The sequence below is a fragment of the Mycobacterium sp. genome (assembly GCF_032159775.1).
Classification (GTDB): domain Bacteria; phylum Actinomycetota; class Actinomycetes; order Mycobacteriales; family Mycobacteriaceae; genus Mycobacterium.
The window spans coordinates 48,845-73,221 of sequence record NZ_JAVHWK010000128.1 but is presented as its reverse complement, the minus strand read 5'-3'; the positions used below and the strand labels follow the sequence as shown (position 1 = coordinate 73,221).

Sequence of the window (24,377 nt, the reverse complement as noted above, 5' to 3'; positions counted from 1 at the left end):
GAAAGTGCGAGTGCAGGGGTGCTGGAATTCCGTTTCGCGCGTTAGCTCGCGGCCAGCAGGCGATTCGCACACGCGATGACGGCGCTCAGCGCCGATTGCGTCGCGTCGGCGTCCAGGCCCATCGCCCACTCGGCGTGTGAGCCGTCGCTGCCCCGGATGAAGGTCGCCGTCTCATCGCCGCTCGGCAGCTGATGGAACGCGGTCAACTCGACGGGGATGCCCTGCGCGTAAAGCATCTCCGTCAGCGCCCCGACCGGGCCGGAAGCGGCCGCCGAGGCGACGCTGATCCTGTCGCCGATCGCCAGGGTGGCCTGGTAGTTGCGCGGCTGAGGGCCGAGCCTGGTGGCCGGGCACTCGTCGTCAGTGCAGGTCCACTGCCCAAGCCGGAGCGGGCCGGTGGTTGGTGCATACGTGCTGCGGAAGAGGTTCCAGTCCATTCGATCGGCCTCCTTGCGCAGGCCGCTGGGCACCCATGCGGTAAATGTGTCGGCCGCCATGCGCGGTGCAGCGCTGGTTGCGGATTGTGGTGGAGAAGTCATGTGCCGGTCTTCTCTGGCTAGAAGGATTGACCGACGACGTAGCAACGACCCACAGCGAGGGGTCGGCCAGGATCAGACCCCGCTGGGGACTGCTACTTCAAGTCGTCTCAGCACGTCAGGAATGCTAGTCCTGCCCGACGAGCGGGTGCAAACACTTTCGAAGATTTTTCCGGCACCTAGTCGAGCGCACGGACCAACAACGCGACGAACGGCGCATGGTCGGGGCTTTCGCCCCTGCGCAGCGGCATGCTGTCATGCGACGCCGCGTACCACTGCCGGCGCGAGATCGCGCTGAGGTCGAGCGTGCGGCCGCGCAGCGTGGTCACCGTGTGCAGCAGCAACGTGCCCGTTCGCCCGTTGCCTTCCCGGAACGGGTGAAGGTAGTTGTAGTCCGCGTAGAGGCGGGCGAGTTGAGAGGCCAGCGCGTCGTCGTCAATTGAGGCTGTGTCGGCCGTCAGTGAGCGCGCGGTCGCCACGATGCGGGCCGCTTCCCGCTGTACCGACGCTCGCCTGGCGAAAACGTCGTCGCCGAGCCGCAGTTCTGTGACCCGGAAGTCGCCGGCCCACCCGTAGACGTCGGCGAACACATGCCGGTGAATCGCCCGGATGTCGAGATCATCGGCACCGACGTCGCCGTTTGCGAGCCGACAATGCCAGCCCGCGATGCGGCCCGCGGTCGCGACGTATTCGAGATCGGTCAGCACTGTCTGGTCGTCGGCGCCGAAGTTGTTGCGCAGCAACGTTGTTCCCGGCACGAAGTAGGGCGGACTGCCGCGGCGGGTCCGGCGATGCGCATCCCGCGTCGCCTTCACCGGATAGCGGGATCGATACGACGCCAGATAGTCGTCGAAGGCGGCCTCGCCGCTGACCAGTGCGACCAACGCGTCAACCTGCTCGTCGGTCGGCCGCCAGCCCTCCAGTGCTTCAGCGGCGATCGTCTGGTCGACGCAGTGGCGCAGCGGCTGCGGCAGCCGATCGGGGGCGGGCACGGCGTTGATTGTGCGAGCAGGCACCATTGCGGTCAATGTCTTGGTGGGACGCCGCCTTCCTCGCCGCGGCCGGTGTCATAGGAGGGCTGACCGGCAGCATCGCCGGCCTGGCGTCGATTGCCACCTACCCCGCTCTGCTTGTGGTGGGTTTACCGCCAGTGACGGCGAACGTGACGAACACGGTGGCAATGGTATTCAACGCGATCGGCTCCGTGTGGGGCTCGCGGCCCGAGCTGAAGGGCCAAGGCCCCTGGCTGAAGCGGATTCTGCCGGTCGCTGCGGTCGCCGGCGCGATAGGTGCGGTGCTGCTGCTGTCCACACCGGCGGAGGGCTTCGAGAAGATCGTGCCGATCCTGCTCGGCGGCGCCTCGCTCGCCATCGCCATCCCCCGTCGAGGCAACAGGGACGCGAGGGCGGCAAGCCACCGACGGCACACCGCCACGATCCTGTTCGAGTCTGCGGCGATCTTCGTGATCTGCATATACGGCGGTTATTTCGGCGCCGCGGCAGGCGTGTTGCTGATCGCGCTGCTGCTGCATCTCGGCCATGCCACCCTGGCGCACGCCAACGCTTCCAAGAACGTGATCACCGGCGTATCGAACACCGTTGCGGCCCTGATATTTTCGTTCACCGCCCCGGTGCACTGGCCCGCCGTGTTCGCGCTCGGACTCGGCTGCCTCATCGGATCCAGGCTGGGTCCCATCGTGGTACGGCATGCGCCTGCAGGCCCGCTGAAGGTCTTGATCAGCGCCGCAGGCATCGCCTTGGCGATCAAGCTCGGGATCGACACGTACAGCTAGTCCAGTTGAAACGGGTTGTCGCCCTTAGCGACCCGGGTACCCATGTCGATCAGGTTCTGGGCGTTGAAATGCAGTGCCTCGCCCGCGTCCCTGCCCGCCATGCCCATCAAGTAGCGCGACCAGGTGCCCTCGATGACGACGCCGAGCTTGAAGCAGGCCATCGCCATGTACCAGTCCAGCCGCGAGGTCTTGCGGCCGCCCGCCGCCCAGTACGCATCGAGAAGCTCACGGCGCGTCGCCAGTCCGCCGAGCGCGCCAAGGAGCGCCCCCGCGGTGATGGCGTTGGTGTCCAGCGGCCAGCAAATCAGCATCCACCCGAGATCGAGCAGCGGGTCACCGATCGTGCACATCTCCCAGTCGACGAACGCCGCCAGCTCCGGCCTGTCCCGGCGGAGCAGCACATTGCTCAGATGGGGGTCGCCGTGCAGGATTCCCGGCTCACCGTCGGGCGGACGGTTGGTCTGCAGCCACTCGGCGAGGTCGGTGACTGCAAGCGACTCGGGATCGTAGTGCTCGTGCCGATAGCTCTCGAGCAGCCGGAGGAACTGCGGAACCTGGCGCTCCAGAAACGATCCCGGTCGTTTGAGCTCCGCGAGCGGCTTGCCCTCCCATTCGACGTTGCCCAGCTGTGCGAGGCTCGCGGCGTAGGACAGCCCGACGTCGTGGCGCATACCCGCATCGCGGACATACGCCTCGGACATGTCGCTGCCCGGGTTGAAGCCGTCGATCTCCTCCATCAGGTAGAAGACCACGCCGAGCACGTCGAGGTCTTCGCAGCCGGCGATGAAGCCCGGGTGCGGAACGGTCGTGCCCGCGAGCGTGCGCAGCGCCGCGATCTCGCGCAGCATCGTTTTGTCGCTGGTCGGTCGTGGGTGCAAGGGCGGGCGTCGCAGCACCATGGGACGGCCGTCGACGTGCACCCGGAGCACGATGTTCTGGGTGCCGCCGAACAGCGGCGCCACGTCGGTCACGGTCGAGCCGAGACCCTGCTGCCGTACCCACACCTGCAGGGCGGCTTGGTCGGCCTCGCTCAGAGTCGGGAGCAGATACGCGTCATCGGACATGCGGACATCGTGTCAGGCGCTGTAGTCCAGGCAAGCCTGGGCGCCGTCGATGACCCTTCGCAGAACGCGCGCACGCGGTCGAAGCCGTTGCCTTGGCGCTCGGTATCGCCCTCGCCGCGGAACACCAGCAGCGCCATGATGCCTTCGTCGAGGTCACCCGGCGAGATGTGATAGGTGCTGGTGTCCGGGCGGTTGTAGATGATGACGCTCGCGGTATATCCACCGGCGAGGCAGTCGCCCCTCAGGGTGGACGTCTTCTCGTCGGACCCGTCACCAAGGCGCGTCAGCGCCGCGAGGCCGTACTGGGTGGCCAGATACTGCTCGGACCACCAGTGCTGCAGGTCCGCTATCGCCTCGATGGCCAGCTTGTTCACCGGATCCGAGGCGTCCCCGTTGATCTCGATGTCGCTGGTGTCGGGCTTGTTATCGGTTTTCGCGTCGGGAATCTCCGGCTTCGGGCCCCCGCAGGCCGCGAGGAGCAAAACAAGAGCCACCGCTGACCACACTCGGATGCGCATGGGCAAACTTTAGCGGTCAAGATCAAAAAGGGCTCGGAAAGCGCCTAGCGAGTTGCCGTCAGTCCAGCAGTCGACGGGCGACGTTCGTAGTGACGAGGTCGAGCAGTTCCTCCCCGCGGCCGGCGAGGATCGTCCGGATCGCGTACAGCGAAAAGCCTTTTGCCTGCTCGACGGTGATCGCGGGCGGAATGGAAAGCTCCTGGCGGGCCGTCACCACGTCGATGACGGCCGGGCCGTCGTAGGCGAACGCTTCGACGATGCCCTGCTCCAACTCGGCTGGCTCCTCGACGCGGCGGCCGAAGATGCCCATCGCCTTGGCGATATCCGCGAAGTTCGGGTTGTGCAGGTCGGTGCCGAAGTTGACGATGCCCGCCGCCTTCATCTCCAACTCGACGAAGTTCAGCGACGAGTTGTTGAACACAATCACCTTGACCGGCAACCGATTCTGGGTCAGCGTGATCAACTCGCCGAAGAGCATCGTCAACCCGCCGTCGCCGGCCAGCGCGACCACCTGCCGGTCGCGGTGAGCGGTCTGCGCGCCGATCGCATGCGGCAGTGCACACGCCATGGTGCCGTGGTTGAACGATCCGACCAGCCGGCGCCTACCGTTCATTCCCACATAGCGGGCTGCCCATACGACAGGTGATCCGACGTCCACGGTGAATACCGCGTCCTCGGCAGCCAGCCGGTTCACAAGCCCCGCAACGTATTCGGGTCGAATGGGGGTGCGGTCGCGGTCGTTGACCGCCAACTCGTTGAGCCGCTTACGGGTCTTGCGGTAGTGGTTGAGCGACCTGTCGAGATGGTCGCGCTGCTGCTTCTGGAGAAGTGAAGGCGCCAAGGCGGCCAATGTGTCGCCCACGCTTCCGACCAGACCCAGATCGATCGGCGTGCGGCGGCCGAGGTGTCGGCCACGGATGTCGACCTGGATGATCTTCGCGTTCTCGGGATAGAACTGCTGGTAAGGAAAGTCGGTGCCCAGCATCAGCAGCGCATCGGCTTCCTTAATGGCCTTGTAGCCGGAGGCGAAGCCGAGCAGCCCGGTCATCCCGACGTCGTGCGGGTTGTCGTATTCGATGAACTCCTTGCCGCGCAACGCATGCACGATAGGAGCGTTCAACGTCGCCGCCGCGGCGATCACCGCGTCATGACTGCCCTCGACACCGGCACCCGCAAGAATGGTGACGGCCGAGGCGTCGTTGAGGATCGCCGCCGCTTGCTGCAGCGACTCGTCGTCGGGACGCACCACCGAACGGGCAGCGACGATCGGCCTGCTCGTCCAGGCGGAGTCGTCGGCGCGCTGCAGGAACACCTCACCGGGAATCACCACGACGGCGACGCCACGCTCTTCGACGGCTGCACGCATCGCCATCTCCAGGATCCGCGGCGTCATCTCCGGGGTGCTGACGAGTTCGCAGTAGACGCTGCACTCTCGGAACAGGTCCTGCGGATGTGTCTCCTGGAAGTAGTCGGAGCCGATCTCGGACCGCGGGATGTGCGCTGCGATCGCCAGCACAGGTACGCGGCTGCGCTGCGCGTCGAAAAGCCCGTTGATCAGATGCAGGTTGCCGGGCCCGCAGCTGCCCGCGCAGACGGCGAGCTGCCCGCTCAGCGCAGCGTCGGCGGCCGCTGCGAAGGCGGCGGTCTCCTCGTGACGCACGTGCTCCCAAGACATTTCGGGAGCACGCCGGATCGCGTCGGTGAAACCGTTGAGGCTGTCGCCGGGCAACCCGTAGACGCGGGAGACACCGCTGCGCGCAAGGGCGGAGATGACATGATCGGCAACGGTCGCCACCCGGTCACCCTATGGCGTTTGGCCCCTACTTGGGTGCGAAACGCTGGCCGCCGTCCAGTCGCAGGCACTGCCCGTTGAGCATCGCGTTCTCGACGATCGCGACCGCCAGCTTCGCGTACTCATCGGGACGGCCAAGGCGCTTGGGGAAGGCGGCATCCTTGGTGAGCACCTTGGCGAACTCGTCGGGGATGCCTTCGGTCAGCCCCGTCGCGAACAGGCTCGGCGCGATCGCGAGCACCCGGATTCCCATGCTGCCCAAATCGCGGGCCATCGTCAGGCACATCCCCGCGATGGCGGCCTTGGACGCCGTGTAAGCCACCTGCCCGATCTGGCCCTCGAACGCAGCGATCGACGCGGTGTTGATGATGACGCCGCGCTCCTCGGCCTCATCGTCGACCGGATCGTTCTTGCTCATCTGCCATGCGGCCAACCGGCTGATGTTGAAGGTGCCGATGAGGTTGAGGTCCACGGAGCGACGGAAGTCGTCGAGGCTGTGCGGGCCCTCCTTGGTGATAGTGCGCTGGCCGATGCCGCCGCCCGCTGTGGTCACGACGATGTGCAGGCCGCCGAGTGCTTCGATGGCCTCATTCAGGACTTTCTCTGTGCCCTCGAAGTCGGTGACGTCCACTTCGTGAAAGGTTCCGCCGAGGGCATCTGCCACGTCCTTGCCCTTCGACTGTGGCCGATCCAGGATCGCTACGCTTGCGCCTCGCTTGGCCAGCGCCTCGGCCGTCGCCTTGCCGAACCCCGACGCCCCGCCGACGACGACGGCCTTTTTCCCAGCGATCTCCATCTGGCTCCCTTTCCAAAAAGTGCTCGATTCGTAAAGCAACCTAACTGACGTCACTTATCGGTAAGGCTTTCGGGTGGGCAGATCGGTACCTTGGCCTGCATGGCGTCGAGCGGGTCACGGGCGATGGCGGGCATCGCCGCTGCCGCGGTGTCGCTCGGCATCACTTCGCTGGTGGCCGCGTTCGTCGGCCCGCAATCGGATTCTCGCACCGCCGTCGGGTCGTCGGTCATCGACCTGACGCCCGGCCCGGTGAAGGAATGGGCGATCACGACGTTCGGCACCGCGGACAAGCTCGCGCTGTCGATTCTCGTGCTGGCGGTCATCGCCGTCATCGCCGCGGTCGCCGGTTCGATGGAACGACCGCGGTTCCCGATCGGCAGCGCGGTGATCGTCGCTGCCGGGGTGGCCGGATGCGCGGCGGTGCTGTCCCGCGGGGGCGAACTGCCGATGGACGTCGTCCCGACCGTCGTCGGCACGGTGTGCGGAGTCGTCGTGCTGCGGTTGCTGACCTCGGGACGTTTCACCGACACGCCCGCCGAACCGGCCGAGCACGATACTTCCGAGGAGCCCGACCACGGTAGGCGGCTGTCCCTGATAACCCTGGGACTGCTCACCGCTGGTGCGGCCAGCGGTGTGGTGGGCGTGGTGCTGTCGCGGGCGAGGACATCGGTGGCCGGTGATCGCGATGCGTTCGCACTGCCCGCGGTGGATGTCGCCGCACCGCCGATCCCGCCGACGGTGCAGCCCAAAGGTGTTGCGCTGCCTTCGTTCGTCACCAGCAACGACGACTTCTACCGGATCGACACCGCGTTGACCGTCCCACAGCTGAGCCGCGCCGAGTGGCGGCTGAAGATCCACGGCATGGTCGACCACGAGGTCACCTACCGGTTCGAAGATCTGGACCGGTTCGAGGTCGTCGAGAAGGTCGTGACGCTGGCCTGTGTATCCAATCCCGTTGGCGGGAACCTCATCTCGAATGCGAGGTGGACGGGCTACCTGGTGCGGGACCTGCTGGCCGACGCGGGCGTGCACCCCGATGCCGACATGGTGTTGTCGAAGTCGAGCGACGGGTTCACGGCCGGAACTCCCGTCGAGGCGCTCACCGATCGCCGGGACGCGCTGCTGGCCGTCGGGATGAACGGCCAGCCGCTGCCCACCAAGCACGGCTACCCCGCACGTCTCGTCGTGCCCGGCCTGTATGGCTATGTGTCGGCCACCAAATGGGTTGTGGACCTGGAGATCACGCAGTTCGACAAGGCGGAGGCGTACTGGACGCGGCTGGGCTGGTCGCCGCGCGGACCCATCAAGACCGAATCGCGCATCGATGTGCCACGCAGCGGCCAGGAGGTCGCCCGCGGGCCGGTGACGTTCGGTGGGGTCGCGTGGGCACAGAACCGTGGCGTGAAGGCCGTCGAGGTGCGCATCGACAGCCCGAATAAGCAGGGCACCTGGCAGCAGGCGCAGCTGGGCGCGAGCTACTCCAACGACGCATGGCGGCTGTGGAGCTTCCCCTGGCGGGCAGAAGACGTTGGCTCGCATACGATTTCGGTGCGGGCCACCGACAACACCGGCGCAACGCAGACCGAGCAGTGGGCCGACCCGGTGCCCGACGGGGCGTCGGGCTGGCACTCGGTCGACTTCGCCGTCCATTAAGCCCGCGAGCTTGGACAACCTTCCGCGAGCGGGCGTGTCTGCACATCGACACGCCGCAAAATCAGATGCAAGAGCGCACGCTCGTGAGTACCTTGGCGAGCCATGGTCACCCAGCCCGCCGAGGTTTGGCGCACAGTTCTGCGCGCATCGCTTCTTGCCGCCCGCAAGAAGCGCGACCCGACGCGTGTCACCGCCCTGCGCTCGGTTCTGAGCGCGATCGACAACGCCGAGACCCCCGACACGGTTGTCGTAACGGGGCGGACGAACGGCGCCGTCGCAGGCGCCGTCGCGGGCGTGGGTAGCACCGAGGTGGCGCGGCGAGACCTATCGGATGAGCAGATCCGCGCGCTGGTGCGTTCCGAGATCGACGAGCGACTCAGCGCCGCGGACCAGTTCATCGCGGGCGGCCACTTCGCGCGGGCCGAGGCAATGCATGCTGAGGTGGCTATCCTCAGCGACCTACTGGGAGATGTCTGACTCCCGTGCCAGGGTGGGGGTGTGCAGCTGATCGACGTCGCCACCGCATCGGCCGAGGTCGGCGCGTCGTCTGCGCGCCTGGTCAAGATCGCCCGCATCGCCGACCTGCTGACCAGGGCCGGCGAGGACGGTGACGCCCGGCAGGTCGCCGTCATCGTGTCGTGGTTGTCGGGCGACCTGCCGCAGCGCCAGATCGGCGTCGGGTGGGCCGCGTTGCGCTCGCTCCCGCCGCCTGCGCAGGAGCCGACGCTGGCGGTCGACACGGTCGATGCCGCGTTCACCGAGATCGGCGCCGTTGCCGGCAAGGGATCACAGTCGATCAGAGCGGGACTCGTCGCCGATCTGTTCTCCGCGGCAACGGACGTCGAGCAGACGTTCCTTCGCCGGCTTCTCGGCGGCGAGTTGCGCCAAGGGGCGCTTGCCGGGGTGATGGCCGACGCCGTCGCGAAGGCCGCGGGTGTGCCCGGCCCGACTGTCCGCAGGGCGGCGATGCTGGGCGGTGATCTGCCTGCGGTCGCAGCCGCCGCGCTGACCGGCGGTGAGGCGGCGTTGTCGGGATTCACACTGCGCGTCGGTCAGCCCGTCGGGCCGATGCTGGCCCAGACCGCGACCGGCGTCGGTGAGGCTCTCGAACGACTCGGTGGCGAAGCGGTTTTCGAAGCCAAGCTGGACGGAGCCCGCGTTCAGATCCACCGTGCAGGCAACGACGTATCGATCTACACCCGCAGCCTCGACGACGTCACCGCCCGGCTGCCCGAGGTCGTCGAGGCGACGCTTGCGCTACCGGTGACGGATCTGATCGCCGACGGCGAGGCCATCGCGCTGCGTCCCGACGGACGGCCGCACCGATTTCAGGTCACCGCGTCGCGATTCGGTCGCGGTGGGGGCCGCGGTGTCAAGGACCGCAGCGTCGACATCGCGGCCGCACGCGCCGCCCAGCCGCTGTCCGTGTTCTTCTTCGACATCCTGCATCTGGACGGTGTCGACCTGCTCGACGAACCCACGCGAGACAGATTGGCGGCGCTCGACGCGATCGTGCCGTCCGGTCAGCGCGTCGACAGATTGGTCACCTCGGATATCCATGCGGCACAACAGTTCCTGGACACCACATTGACCGCCGGGCACGAAGGCCTGATGGCGAAATCGCCATCCGCCTCGTATGAGGCGGGCCGCCGCGGCGCGGGCTGGCTCAAGGTCAAGCCGGTACACACCCTCGACCTGGTCGTGCTGGCCGTCGAGTGGGGCTCCGGCAGGCGCACGGGCAAGCTGTCCAACATCCATCTCGGCGCCCGCGACCCCGGGTCGGGAAATTTCGTCATGCTGGGCAAGACCTTCAAGGGCATGACCGACGCGATGCTCGACTGGCAGACCGCCCGGTTCACCGAGTTGGCCGACGGGCCGACCGACGGCTGGGTGGTCAGGGTCCGGCCCGAACAGGTGGTGGAAATCGCGTTCGACGGGGTGCAGACGTCGTCGCGCTATCCAGGCGGGATGGCACTGCGGTTCGCTCGGGTGTTGCGGTATCGGGACGACAAAAGCCCCGCCGAAGCCGACACCGTCGATACGGTCCGGGCGTTCTACGAGCGCGAATAGCAAGTATTTCGACCATCTTCGGCAATCCTCTTCAGGCCCGGCACCGCCTTTGACAGGATCGTCTCAGGCACGAGAACTCCACGTGACCGAGGGAGGAACCAGTGGCTTCACCCACCGCAGAGTCGACGGACCGCTTCGAAGAGCACGACGGCGACATCACCTACATCCGTACCGAAAAGGATCTGCCGCCTGTCGCGATCATCGATCGATCGCCGATCACCACCCGCCACAAGATCATCTTCGGGATCATCGCGGTGCTCGGCGCGGTCGCATGGGCGATCATCGCGTTCTTTCGCGGGGAGACGATCAACGCGGTCTGGTTCGTCATCGCCGCTGTCTGCACCTACGTGATCGGGTACCGGTTCTACGCCCGACTCATCGAGATGAAAATCGTCCGCCCGCGTGACGACAACGCCACGCCCGCCGAGCTTTTCGAGAACGCAACCGACTACATGCCGACCGACCGGCGAGTGTTGTTCGGGCACCACTTCGCGGCGATCGCGGGCGCGGGGCCGCTGGTCGGCCCGGTGTTGGCGATGCAGATGGGTTACCTGCCAGGAACCATCTGGATTATCGTCGGCGCGGTGTTCGCCGGCTGTGTGCAGGACTATCTCGTCCTGTCGATCTCTACTCGCCGACGCGGGCGCTCACTGGGGCAGATGGCCCGCGACGAACTCGGCGCGATCGGCGGCGTTGCCGCGATCGTCGGCGTGCTCGTCATCATGGTCATCCTGTTGGCGGTGCTGGCGCTGGTCGTGGTTGGCGCGCTCGCCGAAAGCCCGTGGGGCGTCTTCTCGATCGCGATGACGATCCCGATCGCCATCTTCATGGGTCTATATCTGCGTTTCCTGCGACCCGGGCGCGTGTCGGAAGTGTCGCTGATCGGCGTCGCTTTGCTGTTGCTCGCAGTGATATCGGGCGGCTGGGTCGCCGAAACAGCCTGGGGCACTGACTGGTTCACTCTGTCCAAAGTGACGTTGTCGTGGTGCATCATCGTCTACGGCTTCTCGGCGTCGGTGCTGCCCGTCTGGTTGTTGCTCGCCCCTCGCGACTACCTGTCGACCTTCATGAAAGTCGGCACCATCGCCCTGCTGGCGCTCGGCATCATGCTGGCCCGGCCGATCATGGAGGCGCCTGCCATCTCGTCCTTCGCCAGCAGCGGCACAGGTCCGGTCTTCGCAGGTTCGCTGTTCCCGTTCCTGTTCATCACGATCGCATGCGGCGCGCTGTCGGGCTTTCACGCGCTGATCTCATCGGGGACCACGCCCAAGCTGCTCGAGAAGGAAAGCCAGATGCGGCTGATCGGTTACGGCGGCATGCTGACCGAGTCATTCGTGGGAATCATGGCGCTGATCACCGCTGCGATCCTCAATCAACACCTGTACTTCACCCTCAATGCGCCGACCGCTCAGACCGGGGGCACGGCGCAGACGGCGGCGGAGTACGTCAACGGGCTCGGGCTGTCGGGCGCGCCGATCACACCGGAGCAGATCACCAAGGCTGCAGAGGACGTCGGCGAGGAATCCATCGTGTCCCGCACCGGCGGCGCACCGACCCTGGCGATCGGTATCTCGGAGGTGCTGCATCAGGTATTCGGCGGCGAGAGCCTGAAAGCCTTCTGGTACCACTTCGCGATCATGTTCGAGGCACTGTTCATCCTGACGACGGTCGATGCCGGGACCCGGGTAGCGCGCTTCATGCTGTCGGATGGGCTGAGCAACCTCGGCGGTCCGCTGCGCAAGCTGAAGGACCCGAGCTGGCGTGTCGGCGCCTGGATCTGCAGCGTCATCGTCGTCGCCGCCTGGGGCGGCATTCTGCTGATGGGTGTCACCGACCCGCTCGGCGGCATCAACACGCTGTTCCCACTGTTCGGAATCGCCAACCAGCTGCTCGCCGCCATCGCGCTGACAGTCGTGACGGTCGTGGTGATCAAACGCGGCTTGGTGAAATGGGCCTGGATTCCAGCTGCCCCGCTGTTGTGGGATCTCACGGTCACGATGACGGCGTCGTGGCAGAAGATCTTCTCGGGCGATCCCAAGGTGGGTTATTGGAGCCAGCACTCGCAGTACGTGGCCGCCAAGGAAGCCGGCAAGACGGCGTTTCAGGCCGCCAAGAACGCCGGTCAGCTCGATGCCGTCATCCGCAACACCTTCATTCAGGGCACGCTGTCGATCGTCTTCGCGGTTCTGACCATCATTGTCTTCGCGGCTGGAGTGATCGTGGCGCTCAGAGCGATACGCGGTGCGGGGTCGCCTCTCTCCGAGGACGAGCCCGTGCCGTCGCGGCTATTCGCACCGTCCGGGCTCATCACCACCAAGGCGGAACGGGAGGTGCAGAAGCAATGGGACGCGTTACCGAATTCGCACACCAAATCCGTTGGTACTGGGGCACATTGATGGGCGACAACCACTACCGGCGCTACGTCGAGCATCGCGGGCGCATGCACCCCGACGAACCGGTCGTTTCCGAACGCGAGTACTGGCGGATGCGCCACGCCGCAACGGAGACCAGCCCCAACCCCCGCTGCTGTTGACGCCTGCGTGAACCCTGCCGATCGCCTGGCCGCAAACCGGCAACGGCGATCGGCCTTTTCGGCCTGCTAACGCTTTCAAAGCGGCGACATAGCTCGCTCTTACGAAGCCTTCCTACCGTCGCAATCGGGTTGGGGCGTCTATCGACGCGGAAAGGCCTTGCAATGAAATTCAATCAGCTATTAGCGGGAGCGGCCATCGGTTGCGTGCTTGCCTCGGCAGGCATCAGTTTGGGATCGGGCGTCGCCAACGCTGCGCCGCAATGCCCTCCGGGGGTGCAGTGCCCGGGTGGGGGTGGCGGACCCGGCGGTCCTCCCGGCGGCGGACCGCCTCCTGGGGAACGTGGACCCGGCGGCGGGACGCCTGGGGATCGGGGTCCTGACGGACCTCGTCCCGGCGACAGGGGCGGCCCTCCTGGTGACCGGGGCGGTGCGCCCGGCGACTTCCGGGGTGGCCCTCCCGGCGGTCCGCCCGGTGACTTCCACGGACCCGGCGGTGGTCCAGGCGGCCCACCGCCCGGCGACTTCAATCGCCCCGGTGGTCACGATTGGCGACCGCCGTTCAGTCCTCAGGACAACGACTGGCGAGGACGTTTCCGCGGCGCGCCGTGGGGCGACGGGCTGCCGCCATGGGGCTGGGGCGCGCCGCCGCCGCCGATCTGGGATGGGCCGTTGTCGGAGGCATGGGGGCCGCCGCCGCCGCCAATCAACTACTTCGGCTTCAACGAGCAACCGGTGTGGGACCCCGGCTACAACCAGTGGGGTTTCTATTTCTTCGGGATCTGGATTCCACTACCGGTCTGACAGACCATCCGGCGAGACGGCCGCCTCGGATAGATCTCCGGGGCGGTCGTCAGCGCTTCAGCGCAGCGAATAACGGATCGGCAGGTGCTTGAGGCCACCGACGAACGTGGTCGCGACATGCTGCGGGTCGCCTGCAAGTTCCACGGACTCGAGGCGCGGTAGAAGTTCGGAGAAGAAGCTGTTCACCTCCATGCGGGCCAGCGCCGCGCCGAGACAGAAGTGCACACCGTAGCCGAAGGCGATGTGCTTGTTGGGATCTCGGGTGACGTCGAAGCGGAACGGGTCCTCGAAGACGTCCTCGTCGCGGTTTCCGGAGACATAGGACAGCAGAACCGATTCGCCTGCGCAGATCGGCACACCGCGAACAATGGAGTCCCGGGTGGCGGTCCGCATGAACGCCTTGACGGGGGTGACCCAGCGGATCATCTCCTCGGTCGCAAGCGGCATCAGGTCCAGATCGGCGGACAGCCGTCGATGCTGATCGGGATTCTCGACGAGCGCGAGCATGCCGCCCGAGATGGTCGCGCTGGTGGTGTCGTGGCCCGCCGCAGCGATGATCGCGTAGTAGGAGATGGTGTCGATATCGGACAGCGGCTCGCCATCGATTGTGGCATTGGCAATAGCGGAAGCCAGGTCCTCCGTTGGGTTTTCCCGACGCGACGCAATCAACGCGGTGAAGTACTCGAACATCTCCAGCAGCGCCGACATCTGGTCTGCCCCGTCGGCGCCGCGCTTGAATTCGTCGTCGTCGCTGCCGAACAGCTCCTGGGTGAGCTTGAGCATCAGTCCGAAGTCCGACTCGGGCACGCCAAGAAGCGACATGATCATGTACAGCGGGTAGTTCACGGCGACCTGCTGGGCGAAGTCGCATTCCGGTCCGATCGTCGCCATCTTGTCCACGTAGACCTTGGCAAGTTCGTCCGCACGGTTTCTCAACGCCCGCATGGCCTTCGGACGGAACCAGTCGGCGCCGATCGCCCGCACGCCGCGATGCTGGGGGTCGTCCATGTGGATCAGGGTGCGGACGCCCACCGCGGCCTGTCGCGCGTCGTTTTCGGCGGTGACGAGGACCGGCCGAGGGTAGTTGGTGAACACGTCGTTAGCCCGTTCGACGTCCATGATGTCGGCGTGCTTGGTGATCGCCCAAAAGGGTTCGTAGGTAGGCACTTCGACCCATGACACCGGCGCGTTGGCCCGCAGATGCGTCAGCGCGGCATGCAGTTTCGGCTCATCGGCGTACGCCTTCGGCGTGGCGAACACCCTGGCTGCGTCGTCCATGATCGGCGTACTCAATCGCCACTCCTCATCTCATCCAGTACGGCGGTGACGGTGGCATCGTCGACCGAGGCTGGAAAGCCCACCATGACCCGGTCGATGACGCCGTCGCAACGGTCACGAACCGCACGGGCGACCTCGCTCAACGGCGCCACCACCGCGAATTCGTTGAGGATCTCGTCGTCGATGAGCGAACCCATCGCGTCCCAGTGCCCCTCCTTCGACATCCGGTGCAGGTCGGTTTGCAGGTCGCCCCAGCCGTGCAGTTCGAGGACCTTGCGGTAGGCGGGCGTGGAGGCGTAGAAGGCGATCTGCTTGCGCGTGCCGATTGCGTTTGTCGCCAATTCGGCTTCGTCGTTTCCCGTCACCACGAACAGCGGGCAGGACAGTTGGAATTCACTGCGCTTGCGGCCGGACCGCTCCATGCCACGGAGCAGGGCAGGCGTCGTCACCTCTTCGAAGTACCGTTTCGTCGTGAACGCGTGTGCGAGAACGCCGTCGGCGACCTCCCCGCACATCTCGGTCATAGCCTCACCGACCGCGGCCACGAACACCTTCGGGAAGTCGTGCGCGAGCGGTTCTGGTGTGAACATCGGCGTCATCAGCTTGTGGGTGTAGAAGTCGCCTTCGAATGCAAGCCTCGACCCCGACTGCCAGCACGACCAGATTTCGCGCATCGCCAGAACGAACTCCCGCATCCGTTGGACCGGCCGGCTCCACGGCATGCTGAACCGGTTCTCGATGTGCGGCTTGATCTGCGAGCCGAGACCGAGGATGAAACGGCCATCGGAGTACGCCTGCAGATCCCAGCCGACGTTGGCGACCGTCATCGGATTGCGCGCGAATGCCACCGCGATGCTGGTGCCCAACTCAATGGTCGCGGTGTGTTCGGCGGCCAGCACCAGCGGCAGGAATGGGTCGTGGTTGATCTCTGCGGTCCAGCAGCAGTCGTAGCCCCGGTTTTCCAGGCGTTTCGCCGCGTCGGCGACGTTCGCGAGTTGGCTGGAGACGGCCCCGTCGACCTTGAGACCGCCGTGGTCACGCATACACGTGGACGCTACAGTAAGCAATTCAGTATGGTCAACGTGAGCACGCCGGTGCGACGATCGCCTTCTCACGACGGGAATTGCGCATGACGAACGGGCAGGGCTGGGAGGAAACGCTCGAGGATCTCGGTCTTCGGCGTCAACGCTCGCGGTCGATGGGCGGCGACGAACGGTTGGCCAAACATCGGGGCAAGGGCAAGCTGGACGCTCGCGCGCGGCTGGATCACCTTCTCGACAAGGGCACGTTCCGAGAGTTCGGCACCCTCGTCGGTGGAGAGGTCGCAGCCGACGGCATCGTGGCAGGCTCCGGAATGATCGACGGATCACCGGTGATGGTCGGCGCGGAGGACTTCACCACGCTGGCGGGCAGCATTGGTCCCGGCGGCAACGCGAAGCGCTACCGGTTGGCCGAGCTGGCGTTGCGCGACAAGGTCCCCCTCGTGATGCTGCTTGAGGGTGCCGGATTCCGGCCCAGTGGTGAACATTACGGTCGCACCCCGACCGACCTGCTCGCACAGGCGAAGTGCTCCGGCAAGGTTCCGACCGTGGCTGGATTGCTCGGCCCGTCGGCCGGACACGGGGCTCTGGTCGCACCGGTCTGCGATTTCACCATCATGAGCCGCCAGGGCGCGATCTTCACCGCGGGTCCGCCGGTCGTCAAAGAGTCCACGGGCGAGGAGATCTCGAAGGAGGACCTGGGCGGACCCAGCGTCGCGCTGGCCAGCGGGGTGATCCACAACCTCGCCGAAGACGACGAGGCGGTACTCGATGATATTCGTCGCTATCTGTCGTACTTCCCGGCCAGCGCATGGTCGTATCCGCCTTCGCTGCCCGCCGACGAGACGACCGAGCCGAGGACAACGCCGGAGCTGCTCGACATCGTGCCCCGCACCAACCGTCGGGTGTACGACATGAAGGCGGTGCTCGACATCGTCTTCGACCGGCAGGACTGGTTCGAGGTGCAGCCGAAGTTCGGTCCCGCCATCATCTGCGCGCTCGCTCACCTCGGCGGTCACCCCGTCGCTGTCGTCGCGAACCAGCCGAAGGTTCTTGCCGGTTCGATCGACGCCGACGCCGCCGACAAGGCAGCGCATTTCATCACCGTCGCCGACTCGTTCCACCTGCCGATCGTGTTCCTCGCCGACAACCCCGGCATGCTGCCGGGCAGCCGGTCGGAGAAGAGCGGCGTGCTGCGCAGCGGCGCGCGGATGTTCGCGGCACAGACTGCCGCGACGACGATCAAGCTGCATGTCACGCTGCGCAAGGCCTACGGGTTCGGCTCAATGGTGATGTCGCTGTTGGGATTCGACAGCCAGAGCGCGACGTTCGCCTATCCCGGCGCCACGATGGGAGCGATGAGCGCGGCTGCGCTCAGCCGCGCGTCGAACGCCGCCGAGGACGTCGAGGCCAAACTCCGCAAGGCGGAGGTGGAGGCATCCTTCCGATCGGCGGGCACCCTCGGGTTCGACGACCTCATCCATCCGGAGGAGACCCGCGACGCGCTGTTGTCCGCACTGCAGCGAGGCGTTTACAGCAGGCAGGCGGCCGCGGAACCGGTGAGCCGCACCGTCATCACGCCGTAGACGACCGGTAAGCCGACACGACGGGCTCGAGTTCGTCGGGCGTCGCACCATGCATGATCAGCGCATCGGCGCCGTAGTCGAACTCCTTGCGGATGCGGTCGACGCACTGGGCCGCTGATCCGGTGGCCGACGGCTCGAGCCACTCGTCCGGGATCAGTGTGGCGATGTGTGCGATCTGCTCGGCGGTGGCCTTGTGGTCGATGCCGCCAGGTATCGAGGTGACGACGGCGTCCTCGCGGAACCGCTGCAGCACAGCAGGGTCCCAGTTGTTCGTGGTGACCAACAGATCGCCGTAGCCCTGCAGGTAAGTGGCCAACCGGGCGACCGTCTTCTTCAACCGCAACTCCTCGGGAAGGTGGTCGCCAACGGTCGCGAAGCACGACCACACCCGGACGCTGTCGGGGTCGCGGCCGGCCTTCTCTGCGGCGTCCTTCACGGTCTTCACGCACCGTTGCAGGGTTTCCGGCGTGAAGTAGGTGTGCAGAATGACATCGTCGAACGCCCGACCACCGAGGGCGAGGGTTTGCGGACCGAAGGCGACGACCGCCAGCCTGATGTCCTCTGTGAAGTCCGGGTCCAGGAACAGCACCTGATACTTACCGATCGGCCCGTCATGGTTGAAGATGACTTCGCCGTTCCAGAGTCGACGCATGACCTGAGCGAAGTCCTCCATTTGGGCGGTGGTCACCGGCGGGATACCGAACGCGGCATACATCGCCGCGACCCCGCGGCCGAGACCGAGCGTGAACCGCCCACCGGAGAGGCGATGCATGGTGGTCGCCCATGATGCGGTGATGAGCGGGTGGCGGGTGTTGTGATTCGTTGCCGCCGTGGCAATCTGCATGCGGTCGGTCACCGCGCACGCCGCTCCGACCAGCGATGAGGCCTCCTTCACGTTCCATCGCTCGGAGATGAACGCGGTACCGAAGCCCATCGCCTCACCACGCCGAGCTTCCGCCGTGAGCGTCGACGGCCCCTCCCCGCCGGCACCGGCCAGCAGGTAGTAGCCGAGTTCGTCGAGAACGCGTTGACTCATTGCCAGATCCCTTGCTTGTAGCCGCAATTCCAGACTTCGGTGATCCTGCCGTCGATGACGCGGAATATCTCCATGCTGCCCACCTCGGTCTTAGTGCCTTCCTTCAGCTCCATCGGGGACTGGTACACGATCGCGACGTGCTCGCCGTCATCGCCTGCCACCACGAGATTCAGGTCGAACCGGATAGTTTCAAACATGGCCCAGTGATCGACGATGCGCTGTACCGCCTGGGAGTGCGTCAACGTCGTCGCCTCCCCGACCTCATGACGGATCACGGTGTCGCCCATCAACTCCTCGGCGAGGGCAAAATCGCGCTCGTTCCAAACGACCAGGTTGTACAACTCCACGACTTCACGAGCGGACCGGCTCACGAAAACACATCCAGAGCGCCGATTTCGTCGATGGTAGCCACCGCCCGATCGGTCAGGGTCAAGCAGAGCGCGCGTGACCGTGCCGGCAGTGCATCCCAGCCGTTGAGGGTGATCACCGGTAGCAACATCAAGTAGGCGACGGCGAACCGGTAGTGCCGCCACGCCTCCTCGAAGGGATATTCGCTGACGCCGCGCTCGGCCAACCGTTCCAGGTACTCCCGGACCAGTGCCTCATCATGGCCACGACGCACCACTGTCGGGAGTCCCTGGCTGATCAGGTAGGCGACATCGGCGGCACCTACACCGCGCGATGCGAATTGGAAGTCCACCACCTTGATGGCGTCACCGTCGAAGAACAGGTTGTCTGCCCTGATGTCTCCGTGCAGGAGCATCGACCGCTCGGTCAGCGCAGGCAACGCCTCGACCGCACGTTCGGCGAACTGCTCGGCGAATGCGTCGACCGTCGCCGGGAGACGTGCCGACGACCTCTCCCGATATACCTGCCACCCCGGCCCGAACGCGGGTACAAGCAGGTCGCGCGCGATCGGGGTGTCGATGCTCGGGAATGCTTCCAGCACATCGGCATTGCTTATCGACCACGCGTGGAGACCCGCCAGCGCGTCGATACACGTGCGTACCCGATCCATCGAAAGGCCTGCGAGGTGATCGGCGTTGTCCCAATGTGCGAGATCTTCCATCAGCAGAACGAAGCGGGCCGTGCCGTCGACGATCCGCGCGGCGTAGACGCGCGGTGTCTGCATCGGCGAGCGCCCCGCGACCAGTTGGTAGAACGCCAACTCGCGTCGGTAGCCACCGAGCATCTCCATCGCACCGCGCGCCTCGGATTGCGCAGGCAGCTTGGCGATCAATGTCGGCGGTACGCCGTCGCCGGTCAGATGAAGCCGGTACAGCAACGACGAGAACCCGCTGTCCTGTGCGATCCGTTCGGCTTTTACTTCCGTGACCAGCGCGCCAAGTTCGGCGGTCAGCCACTGGGCGGTGAGACCATCGACATCTGCCGGTACGGCGGCCTTGGCAGCCGTCATCATCCTCCCGCCAATGCACCGAGGAATCTCTCCGAGGCATCCTGTACGCCCCCGGCGAAGAGATGACCCACATGGCTTCCCCTGTGCCAGAACAGCTCTCCTCCCCACCGATCGTGGAGCTGTTGGGCGGGCTCGCGCATCGCCATCCGGTCGTGCCACGCACCGACGATCAGGCGTGCCTGCGGCGGCGCCGTCGGTTCCACGGCGGTGTGATCGACCGCGGACGCGATGGCCGCCACCGTGTCCGAGCCCAGAAGATCGATGGTTTCGGTCACCGACGGTCCCCACCGACCGAGGTGCTGAGAAATCATCGCGTTCAGCCCGAGGATCGGCGTGTACACCGCGACACCGTCGACGTCCTCGAAGTGCGAAACAAGCGCTGCCACCGGGCTTCCCATGGACACACCGGAAACCGCCATCACGGTGGACTGTGGCCGCAGCCATCGCACCAGGGCGCGGACCTCCGAGACGACACGGATCATGCCGGCCACATTGGTCAGCGGGTCCATGTTCGGATACGGCGGCCACGTGGTGCGCCGCGAACCGTGGCCAGGCTGGATGGGAAGCGCGATGTTGAAGCCGAGTCGGTCCCGGATGCGCCGGGCCCGGGAGAACATCAGGTCTATCGGCTGGCCCTGACCTGCGCCGTGCACCCACACCAGCCAGGGTCTGCGGTCGTCGCCGGTTCGGCACAGGTGTGCGACCGCGGTGCAAGGGCCGCCGAGACCGGCCGCGGCCAATGACTGCGGCAGCACGGGCTCGTGCTCGAACGTCAGCTTCTCGTAGCTCAGCCGCCCGAGTCGATGGCGGCGCATCGATCTCATCGCAAGAGGTTCCGGGTCGTGATGGGCGCGCTCGACACCGAGCGCCGAGAGTTCTGCTGCCGCGGCTTCACAGGATTGCAGTGTGCGTTCGAGCTTCGGCGGCGGCGCCGTCAGTGTCATACCGGACAGCGCCAGTTCGTCGAGGACGACTTCGCCGAACTGCCGGGCGCCGCTCGGCGACAACGGGTCCCAATCCCCGGAGTTCCTCAACGCGGTATGCGCACGCGGCAGCACACCGGCGAAATCTCGACCGATGCGGTACGCGCGTTCCGATGCTTTCATCACGCGAGCTTGAAGCCTGTGTAGCCGGCCTCGGCGACCTCGTCGCACCGTCGGCGATACTCCGGGATCCCGCCGGTGTATCCCATGTACATCCGTTGCTTGCCCGGCACGTTTCCGCCGTTGTACCAGGAGTTGCAGGATGGATGCACGAGCACCGTCGGCGCGACGAGTGACGTGATGTGCTCGATCCAATCCTGCTGCGCCTCGGGCAGCGCCTCGATTGTCTGGTAGTCGTTGGTCCGCAGATAGCTGATGCAGTCGCCAATCCACTCGACATGCTGCTCCAGCGCTGCGACGAAGTTGCTCGCAGGCGCCGGACTTCCCGGTGCCTGGACGATGAACAGGTTCGGGAAGCCCGCGACCGCCAGCCCGAGGTAACACAGCGGGCCTTCGTCAGACCAGAAGTCCCTGAGCGACAGGCCGTCACGGCCACGGATGTCGATACGGCTGAGCGCCCCGGTCATTGCGTCGAAGCCGGTGGCGTAGATGATCACATCGAGGTCGTAGGAGCCCTGGCCGGTGTCGATGCCCGATGGCGTGACCGCGCGGATGGAACCCTTGCGGAGGTCGACGAGCGTGACGTTGTCACGGTTGAACGTCTCGTAGTACCCCTGATCGATGATCGGGCGTTTGCATCCGAACGGATGTGTCGGCGTCAGCGATGCCGCGGTGTCGGCGTCGTCGACAATCCGGCCCACCGCGTCTCCGTAAAGCCTGGCCGCCATCTGACTGGACTCGATGTCGAAGAACACGTCGCCCCAACTGAGCGCGCCCATGACCCCGTTCTGTTCGACGGCTCGCATCTGGTCGTCTAGCGATGCCGTTTTCAGCGGCGGGTTGGCCATCATCTCGAACATCACCGAGAACGCCGACAGCCGCGCCGCCCCGATCGGATGCTCGCGCTGCGCGGCTCGTATTTCGCCGTAGCCGGCCTTCATCTCGTCCAACTCGCCCGGCTCGAAGGCGCGGACCTTCCACGGCAGCGTGTACGCGGGCGATCGTTGGAACACGGTGAGGTGCTCGACCTGCTTGGCCACCACGGGGATCAGCTGCACACCTGTCGAGCCGGTGCCGATGACACCGACACGCTTTCCGGCGAGGTCGACGTCGTGCCGTGGCCACCGACTGGTGAACAGCGAGGTGCCCGCGAATGTGTCCATCCCGGGGATGTCGGGCTCAAGGGGTGCGGACAGAATACCCGCGGCGGCGACGACGAACGGCGCTGTGAACTGCTCCCCCGCTTGGGTTTTCGCCGTCCACACCGTCGCGTGTTCGTCGAACATCATCGAGATGACGTCAGTGTTGAACAGGATGTTGCGGCGCAGATCCAGCCGGTCGGCGACGAACTTGAGGTAGGCCTCGATTTCGGGTTGGGCCGGCATCGTCTCGGTCCACACCCACTCCTGCTGGATCTCGTCGGAGAAGCTGTAGGAGTACTCGATGCTTTCGATGTCGCACCGCGCACCGGGATACCGGTTGAACAACCACGTCCCGCCGACCTCGTCGGCCCGCTCGATGACGACGACGCGCAGCCCGAGCTCCCGCAGCCGATGCAGGGCGTACAGGCCGGAGAATCCGGCGCCGATGACGATCGCGTCGAAGCGACCTTGAACAACCACCGCGCCTCCTTGCGCTGCCGCTGGACCCGAGCTGCCGAAAACTATACTGTAATCTCTTCCGTTGATTAGGCTGGCGTCCAGGGAGGCCTGTGTGAAAGTCCCCTTCACCTGGAAAGTCACCGGCTGGTTCATGGTGGGCTGGTCGGCCGAATACGCGGCAGGCGAGACGCGACCGCTGCGGTACTTCGGCGACGACCTGGTCGCCTATCGCGACGAGGCCGGTGAACTGCATGTGCTGTCGGGACACTGTCGCCACCTCGGCGCTCACATCGGCCACGGCGGCAAGGTGGTCGGCGATTGCGTCGAATGCCCGTTTCACGGCTGGCGATGGGGTCCGGACGGCACCAACCGCTACATCCCCTACCAGCCGGACCGGCCGAACAAGGCGCTCCGGCTGCGCGTGTACCCCGTGCGCGAACAGTACGGCTGCGTGTTCGTCTGGCACCAACCCGACGGCAAGGATCCGCAATGGGAAATGCCGGACCTCTTCGGTAAGTTCCCGCAGTTCCCGACTGCTCCGGATGCGTATTACCGTCCGTACCCGGAGTTTTCGAGTCGCACAGAACGTGAACCGGTACATCCGCAGATCGTCGCGGAGAACGGGCCCGACAGCGCACACTTCCACTATGTGCACGGCGCAACGGTGACGCCGGTGTGCCTGAATTGGGAGGTCGCAGGTGAGGAATGGCGCTTCCTCACCGGCTGGCCCGACGCCCGCGGCGACGACCCGAAGAAGATGGCGCTTTACATCCACAGCCACTTCTCCGGGCTCGGCTTTGCAATCAGCGCGTTCGAGGGGTCGTCCAACCACCGGCTGATCTTCGCCTGCACCCCCGTCGAGGACGGGTACTCGGACATGTTCTATTCGATCTGGTGGCCGCGGCTTCCCGGTGACGCCTCCGATGTGCCGCCGGACTCGGTGCGCGAAAAGGTTGAGCGCCAGTTCCTCGGAACCGTGTGGGACGACCTGAACATCTGGCGGCACCAGGAGTACGTCGAGCACCCCGCGCTGTCCAAAGTGGATGCGAAACCCTATCTGGCCATGCGCAAATGGGCCACACAGTTCTACGAAGTTCCCGCCACCCCACCCGGCGACGTTTCCGCATCGATATGAGCGCCGACCTCGCCGAGATCGCGGCGCCCGGACATACCGCGATCGTGACGCAGGAGCTTCAGGGCGCGGTCGTCGGGCCCAACGCCGGGCTTGCAGCGCTTGCCAAGGAGGCGCGCAAGCTGGCGCTGCCCAACATCGAACGACTACTGCCCGCGGCGCGCGGCGCCGGTGTGCGCATCGTGCACTGTCTCGTGCAGCGGCACCCCGACGGGCTCGGCGCGAACCACAACGCACCGATCTTCATGATGGGGCGAAAGCAGGTCGACATCGGCCCCGGCAGTGAGGGGGCGACGCTTCTTCCCGAGTTCGGTCCTGCACCAACCGATGTCGTGCTGTATCGATGGCATGGTGTGGGGCCGATGGGGGGCACCGATCTCGACGCGGTCCTGCGCAACCTCGGTGTGACGACGATCGTCGCCGTCGGCGTCTCGGTCAACATCGCGATCACCAACCTCGTCATGGACGCAGTGAACGCCGCCTACCGCGTCGTCGTCCCGCGTGACGCGGTCGCGGGCATCCCCACCGACTACGCCGACGCAATCGTCGACAACACCATCTCGCTGTTGGCGACGGTAACAACCACCGCAGATCTGCTGGCGGCGTGGGAGTGACCGAAGCCGCCGCAC

23 protein-coding genes are annotated in these 24,377 nt (G+C 65.9%); 10 read left to right on the top strand and 13 right to left on the bottom strand.

The window, feature by feature from the left end; all coding sequences use genetic code 11:
- Nucleotides 1-41: 41 nt before the first annotated feature.
- Both QOJ24_RS16350 and QOJ24_RS16345 read right to left on the bottom strand, forming a co-directional pair.
- Complete coding sequence (locus QOJ24_RS16350) at nt 42-539, bottom strand: homocitrate synthase (protein ID WP_526262998.1); 498 nt, start codon at nt 537-539, stop codon at nt 42-44.
- A 176-nt stretch (nt 540-715) separates the two neighbouring features.
- The gene (locus QOJ24_RS16345; RefSeq protein ID WP_526262996.1) at nt 716-1,528 is read right to left on the bottom strand and encodes a Fic/DOC family protein; all 813 of its coding nucleotides are present in this window, start codon (nt 1,526-1,528) and stop codon (nt 716-718) included.
- A gap of 35 nt (nt 1,529-1,563) precedes the next feature.
- Between QOJ24_RS16345 and QOJ24_RS16340 the strand changes: the two genes are divergently transcribed.
- Entirely contained in the window at nt 1,564-2,328 is a 765-nt protein-coding gene (locus QOJ24_RS16340) for a sulfite exporter TauE/SafE family protein (protein WP_526262995.1), read from the top strand.
- Here the strand turns inward: QOJ24_RS16340 and QOJ24_RS16335 are convergent.
- From QOJ24_RS16335 to QOJ24_RS16320, 4 genes are read right to left on the bottom strand one after another with little or no spacing between them, the layout of a single operon-like run.
- Entirely contained in the window at nt 2,325-3,392 is a 1,068-nt protein-coding gene (locus QOJ24_RS16335) for a phosphotransferase family protein (protein ID WP_526262993.1), read from the bottom strand. The two genes, QOJ24_RS16340 and QOJ24_RS16335, sit on opposite strands and share 4 nt — an antisense overlap.
- Nucleotides 3,359-3,910, bottom strand: coding sequence for a hypothetical protein (locus QOJ24_RS16330; RefSeq protein ID WP_526262991.1), 552 nt, complete (start codon nt 3,908-3,910; stop codon nt 3,359-3,361). The genes QOJ24_RS16335 and QOJ24_RS16330 overlap by 34 nt, the downstream gene beginning before the upstream one ends.
- 58 nt (nt 3,911-3,968) lie before the next feature.
- Complete coding sequence (gene poxB, locus QOJ24_RS16325) at nt 3,969-5,705, bottom strand: ubiquinone-dependent pyruvate dehydrogenase (protein WP_526262989.1); 1,737 nt, start codon at nt 5,703-5,705, stop codon at nt 3,969-3,971.
- A gap of 25 nt (nt 5,706-5,730) precedes the next feature.
- Nucleotides 5,731-6,498 carry an SDR family NAD(P)-dependent oxidoreductase gene (locus QOJ24_RS16320; protein WP_526262987.1) on the bottom strand — a complete coding sequence of 256 codons (768 nt, stop codon included), beginning with the start codon at nt 6,496-6,498 and terminating at the stop codon, nt 5,731-5,733.
- Nucleotides 6,499-6,597: 99 nt separating this feature from the next.
- Between QOJ24_RS16320 and QOJ24_RS16315 the strand changes: the two genes are divergently transcribed.
- From QOJ24_RS16315 to QOJ24_RS16290, 6 genes are all read left to right on the top strand, one after another.
- The gene (locus QOJ24_RS16315; protein WP_526262985.1) at nt 6,598-8,151 is read left to right on the top strand and encodes a molybdopterin-dependent oxidoreductase; all 1,554 of its coding nucleotides are present in this window, start codon (nt 6,598-6,600) and stop codon (nt 8,149-8,151) included.
- 102 nt (nt 8,152-8,253) lie between these two features.
- The gene (locus QOJ24_RS16310; RefSeq protein ID WP_526262983.1) at nt 8,254-8,628 is read left to right on the top strand and encodes a glutamyl-tRNA amidotransferase; all 375 of its coding nucleotides are present in this window, start codon (nt 8,254-8,256) and stop codon (nt 8,626-8,628) included.
- 21 nt (nt 8,629-8,649) lie between these two features.
- The gene (locus QOJ24_RS16305; RefSeq protein ID WP_526262981.1) at nt 8,650-10,221 is read left to right on the top strand and encodes an ATP-dependent DNA ligase; all 1,572 of its coding nucleotides are present in this window, start codon (nt 8,650-8,652) and stop codon (nt 10,219-10,221) included.
- Between the two features lie 101 nt (nt 10,222-10,322).
- A complete protein-coding gene (locus QOJ24_RS16300) occupies nt 10,323-12,617 on the top strand; it encodes a carbon starvation CstA family protein (RefSeq protein WP_526262979.1) in 2,295 nt (764 codons plus the stop codon).
- The gene (locus tag QOJ24_RS16295) at nt 12,617-12,754 is read left to right on the top strand and encodes a CstA-like transporter-associated (seleno)protein (RefSeq protein ID WP_526262977.1); all 138 of its coding nucleotides are present in this window, start codon (nt 12,617-12,619) and stop codon (nt 12,752-12,754) included. Before QOJ24_RS16300 ends, QOJ24_RS16295 begins: the two co-directional genes overlap by 1 nt.
- 162 nt (nt 12,755-12,916) lie before the next feature.
- Nucleotides 12,917-13,555 (top strand): chitin-binding protein, encoded by a 639-nt coding sequence (locus tag QOJ24_RS16290; RefSeq protein WP_526262975.1) that lies wholly within the window; start codon nt 12,917-12,919, stop codon nt 13,553-13,555.
- A 57-nt stretch (nt 13,556-13,612) separates the two neighbouring features.
- On the opposite strand, the gene QOJ24_RS16285 is transcribed toward QOJ24_RS16290, so the two are convergent.
- Both QOJ24_RS16285 and QOJ24_RS16280 read right to left on the bottom strand, forming a co-directional pair.
- On the bottom strand, nt 13,613-14,833 hold the full coding sequence (locus QOJ24_RS16285; RefSeq protein WP_526263075.1) for a cytochrome P450: 1,221 nt from the start codon (nt 14,831-14,833) through the stop codon (nt 13,613-13,615).
- 11 nt (nt 14,834-14,844) lie between these two features.
- Nucleotides 14,845-15,876, bottom strand: a complete 1,032-nt coding sequence (locus QOJ24_RS16280) for an LLM class F420-dependent oxidoreductase (RefSeq protein WP_526262973.1) — start codon at nt 15,874-15,876, stop codon at nt 14,845-14,847.
- 86 nt (nt 15,877-15,962) lie between these two features.
- Here QOJ24_RS16280 and QOJ24_RS16275 point away from each other — a divergent pair, with 86 nt between their 5' ends.
- Nucleotides 15,963-17,459, top strand: coding sequence for an acyl-CoA carboxylase subunit beta (locus tag QOJ24_RS16275; RefSeq protein ID WP_526262971.1), 1,497 nt, complete (start codon nt 15,963-15,965; stop codon nt 17,457-17,459).
- Here the strand turns inward: QOJ24_RS16275 and QOJ24_RS16270 are convergent.
- Genes QOJ24_RS16270 through QOJ24_RS16250 form a run of 5 tightly spaced genes read right to left on the bottom strand, consistent with a single transcriptional unit; the run spans nt 17,449 to nt 22,637 of the window.
- Nucleotides 17,449-18,495, bottom strand: coding sequence for a TIGR03857 family LLM class F420-dependent oxidoreductase (locus tag QOJ24_RS16270; RefSeq protein ID WP_526262969.1), 1,047 nt, complete (start codon nt 18,493-18,495; stop codon nt 17,449-17,451). The two genes, QOJ24_RS16275 and QOJ24_RS16270, sit on opposite strands and share 11 nt — an antisense overlap.
- A complete protein-coding gene (locus QOJ24_RS16265) occupies nt 18,492-18,866 on the bottom strand; it encodes a nuclear transport factor 2 family protein (RefSeq protein WP_526262967.1) in 375 nt (124 codons plus the stop codon). The genes QOJ24_RS16270 and QOJ24_RS16265 overlap by 4 nt, the downstream gene beginning before the upstream one ends.
- Nucleotides 18,863-19,912 (bottom strand): phosphotransferase, encoded by a 1,050-nt coding sequence (locus tag QOJ24_RS16260; protein ID WP_526263073.1) that lies wholly within the window; start codon nt 19,910-19,912, stop codon nt 18,863-18,865. Before QOJ24_RS16260 ends, QOJ24_RS16265 begins: the two co-directional genes overlap by 4 nt.
- Nucleotides 19,912-21,018 carry an alpha/beta hydrolase gene (locus tag QOJ24_RS16255; RefSeq protein ID WP_526262965.1) on the bottom strand — a complete coding sequence of 369 codons (1,107 nt, stop codon included), beginning with the start codon at nt 21,016-21,018 and terminating at the stop codon, nt 19,912-19,914. The genes QOJ24_RS16260 and QOJ24_RS16255 overlap by 1 nt, the downstream gene beginning before the upstream one ends.
- The gene (locus QOJ24_RS16250; protein ID WP_526262963.1) at nt 21,018-22,637 is read right to left on the bottom strand and encodes a flavin-containing monooxygenase; all 1,620 of its coding nucleotides are present in this window, start codon (nt 22,635-22,637) and stop codon (nt 21,018-21,020) included. Before QOJ24_RS16250 ends, QOJ24_RS16255 begins: the two co-directional genes overlap by 1 nt.
- Nucleotides 22,638-22,728: 91 nt before the next feature.
- On the opposite strand from QOJ24_RS16250, the gene QOJ24_RS16245 reads away from it, so the two are divergent.
- A complete protein-coding gene (locus tag QOJ24_RS16245; RefSeq protein WP_526262961.1) occupies nt 22,729-23,751 on the top strand; it encodes an aromatic ring-hydroxylating oxygenase subunit alpha in 1,023 nt (340 codons plus the stop codon).
- Complete coding sequence (locus tag QOJ24_RS16240) at nt 23,748-24,362, top strand: cysteine hydrolase family protein (RefSeq protein ID WP_526262959.1); 615 nt, start codon at nt 23,748-23,750, stop codon at nt 24,360-24,362. The genes QOJ24_RS16245 and QOJ24_RS16240 overlap by 4 nt, the downstream gene beginning before the upstream one ends.
- The last annotated feature ends 15 nt before the right edge of the window (nt 24,363-24,377 follow it).

Excerpts from the sequence above, each read along its gene's own strand:
- QOJ24_RS16350 (WP_526262998.1), bottom strand. The coding sequence starts at position 539 with ATGACTTCTCCACCACAATCCGCAACCAGCGCTGCACCGCGCATGGCG.
- QOJ24_RS16340 (WP_526262995.1), top strand. The coding sequence starts at position 1,564 with ATGTCTTGGTGGGACGCCGCCTTCCTCGCCGCGGCCGGTGTCATAGGA.
- QOJ24_RS16335 (WP_526262993.1), bottom strand. The coding sequence starts at position 3,392 with ATGTCCGATGACGCGTATCTGCTCCCGACTCTGAGCGAGGCCGACCAA.
- QOJ24_RS16330 (WP_526262991.1), bottom strand. The coding sequence starts at position 3,910 with ATGCGCATCCGAGTGTGGTCAGCGGTGGCTCTTGTTTTGCTCCTCGCG.
- QOJ24_RS16320 (WP_526262987.1), bottom strand. The coding sequence starts at position 6,498 with ATGGAGATCGCTGGGAAAAAGGCCGTCGTCGTCGGCGGGGCGTCGGGG.
- QOJ24_RS16315 (WP_526262985.1), top strand. The coding sequence starts at position 6,598 with ATGGCGTCGAGCGGGTCACGGGCGATGGCGGGCATCGCCGCTGCCGCG.
- QOJ24_RS16310 (WP_526262983.1), top strand. The coding sequence starts at position 8,254 with ATGGTCACCCAGCCCGCCGAGGTTTGGCGCACAGTTCTGCGCGCATCG.
- QOJ24_RS16295 (WP_526262977.1), top strand. The coding sequence starts at position 12,617 with ATGGGCGACAACCACTACCGGCGCTACGTCGAGCATCGCGGGCGCATG.
- QOJ24_RS16290 (WP_526262975.1), top strand. The coding sequence starts at position 12,917 with ATGAAATTCAATCAGCTATTAGCGGGAGCGGCCATCGGTTGCGTGCTT.
- QOJ24_RS16285 (WP_526263075.1), bottom strand. The coding sequence starts at position 14,833 with ATGGACGACGCAGCCAGGGTGTTCGCCACGCCGAAGGCGTACGCCGAT.
- QOJ24_RS16280 (WP_526262973.1), bottom strand. The coding sequence starts at position 15,876 with ATGCGTGACCACGGCGGTCTCAAGGTCGACGGGGCCGTCTCCAGCCAA.
- QOJ24_RS16275 (WP_526262971.1), top strand. The coding sequence starts at position 15,963 with ATGACGAACGGGCAGGGCTGGGAGGAAACGCTCGAGGATCTCGGTCTT.
- QOJ24_RS16270 (WP_526262969.1), bottom strand. The coding sequence starts at position 18,495 with ATGAGTCAACGCGTTCTCGACGAACTCGGCTACTACCTGCTGGCCGGT.
- QOJ24_RS16260 (WP_526263073.1), bottom strand. The coding sequence starts at position 19,912 with ATGACGGCTGCCAAGGCCGCCGTACCGGCAGATGTCGATGGTCTCACC.
- QOJ24_RS16255 (WP_526262965.1), bottom strand. The coding sequence starts at position 21,018 with ATGAAAGCATCGGAACGCGCGTACCGCATCGGTCGAGATTTCGCCGGT.
- QOJ24_RS16240 (WP_526262959.1), top strand. The coding sequence starts at position 23,748 with ATGAGCGCCGACCTCGCCGAGATCGCGGCGCCCGGACATACCGCGATC.